The 1943-nt window shown below is 70.4% G+C and carries 3 protein-coding genes; 2 read left to right on the top strand and 1 reads right to left on the bottom strand.

The genetic code is table 11. The annotated features are described in order from the left end of the window. On the bottom strand, window positions 1–397 hold a 397-nt coding region (locus G3N92_RS33635), incomplete at its 3' end, for a LysR family transcriptional regulator (protein WP_206131810.1). A 62-nt stretch (window positions 398–459) separates the two neighbouring features. Here G3N92_RS33635 and G3N92_RS33630 point away from each other — a divergent pair. Both G3N92_RS33630 and G3N92_RS33625 read left to right on the top strand, forming a co-directional pair. Next, window positions 460–1065, top strand: coding sequence for a cysteine dioxygenase (locus G3N92_RS33630; protein WP_206131809.1), 606 nt, complete (start codon window positions 460–462; stop codon window positions 1063–1065). A gap of 42 nt (window positions 1066–1107) precedes the next feature. After that, window positions 1108–1943, top strand: an 836-nt coding sequence (locus tag G3N92_RS33625) for a rhodanese-like domain-containing protein (protein ID WP_277396223.1), incomplete at its 3' end; no start/stop codon positions are given.

The following is a 1943-nucleotide window of genomic DNA, read 5'->3' as shown; positions in this document are numbered from 1 at the left end:
CGAGCAGCGGGCCGGCCCAGCCGGTTTCGACGCGCGGCGCGAGCGACGGCCAGCGTGCGCGCAGCGTCGCCACCAGCCCCGGCAGCAGCAGCTCGCCGATGCCGTGCGTGAGGCCCAGCCGGAACGCGCCGGCCGGCGGCTGGGTGGCGCGCACCATCTCGCGCAGCGCATCCACCTCGCGCAGCACCGCGCGGCATTGGTCGTGCACGCGGCGGCCCAGATCGGTCGGGCGCGGCGGCTTGGTGTTGCGGTCGAGCAGCGCGACGCCGAGCGCTTCCTCGAGGTTCTGCACGCGCCGCGTGATGGCCGGCTGGGTGATGCCGAGTTCGTGCGCCGCGTGGCTCAGCGACTGGCAGCGCACCACCGCCGCGAAAGCATCGATATCGCCGATTTTCATGTTATTTTTGCATGTAATGCGTTCAGGGTTATAAGCATGAATCATATTCCAAGAGGTCCCCGATGAGTGCGTTTTCCGTGCATCAAACCGCCGCGGAGCAGGCGCAGCGCAGCGCGCCGCCGCTGGCCGAATTCATTGCCGCGTTCTCGCGGCTGATCGATACGCGCCCCGACGAGGCGCGCGTGGTGCAGGCCGGCGGCGCGCTGCTGGCCGATCTGGTCGCGCGCGACGACTGGCTGCCCGAGGCGTTCGCGCAGCCCGATCCCGAGCGCTATCAGCAGTTCCTGCTGCATCGCGATCCGGCCGGGCGCTTCTCGGTGGTCAGCTTCGTGTGGGGGCCGGGGCAGACCACGCCGATCCACGATCACACCGTCTGGGGGCTGATCGGCATGTTGCGGGGTGCGGAATATTCGCAGCCCTATGCATTGGCCGCCGGCGGCGTGCCCGCGCCGCAGGGCGAACCGGTGCGGCTCGCGCCGGGGCAGGTCGAGGCGGTGTCGCCGTCGCTCGGCGACATCCATCGCGTCAGCAACGTCTACGACGATCGCGTCTCGATCAGCATCCATGTGTACGGCGCCGACATCGGCGCGATCGAACGCGCCGTGTATCGCGAGGACGGCACGCGCAAGCGCTTCGTGTCAGGCTATACGCTGCCCGCCGCGGCCTGAGCGCGGCATTCACCTTTTCCCGTTCATCGATTCCCAGTCACCATGTCCGATTCCGCCGTGCCTTCCTTCGCGCTTGCCGATTCCGCCGCAGCCGCGTTTCCCGTGTCGACCGTTGCCGAGGTGCGCGCCGCGCTGCTCGCCCGCGACGAGATCGCATTCGTCGATCTGCGCGAGGAAGATCCCTACGCGCAGGGCCACCCGCTGTGGGCGGCCAACCTGCCGCTGTCGAAGCTCGAACTCGACGCCTGGACGCGCATCCCGCGCCGCGACACGCGCGTCGTGCTGTACGGCGAGGCCGGCGGCGTGGACCTCGCGCCGCGCGGCGCGCGCGTGCTGGCCGCGCTCGGCTATACGCGCGTGCATCTGCTCGAAGGCGGCCTCGACGCGTGGCGTGCGGCAGGCGGCGAACTGTTCATCGACGTGAACGTGCCGAGCAAGTCGTTCGGCGAATACGTGGAAGCGAAGCGGCACACGCCGTCGCTGTCGGCGCAGGAAGTGCAGGCGCTGATCGACGCGCAGGCCGACGTGGTGATCGTCGATGCGCGCCGTTTCGACGAATACCAGACCATGAGCATTCCCACCGCCACCAGCGTGCCCGGCGCCGAACTGGTGCTGCGCGTGCGCGAGCTGGCGCCGGATCCGGCCACCCAGGTGATCGTCAATTGCGCGGGCCGCACGCGCAGCATCATCGGCACGCAATCGCTGGTCAACGCGGGGCTGCCGAACCCGGTGGCGGCGCTGCGCAACGGCACGATCGGCTGGCTGCTGGCCGGCCAGACGCTCGACCACGGCGCGGCGCGGCGCTTTCCCGATGCGGTGTCCGAGGCGCATCGCGAGGCGGCGCGCCGCAACGCGCGCGAGGTGGCCGCGAAGGCCGG

It is taken from the genome of Burkholderia sp. Ac-20379, from assembly GCF_017104645.1.
Classification (GTDB): domain Bacteria; phylum Pseudomonadota; class Gammaproteobacteria; order Burkholderiales; family Burkholderiaceae; genus Burkholderia.
This window is presented reverse-complemented; position numbering and strand designations above follow the sequence as displayed.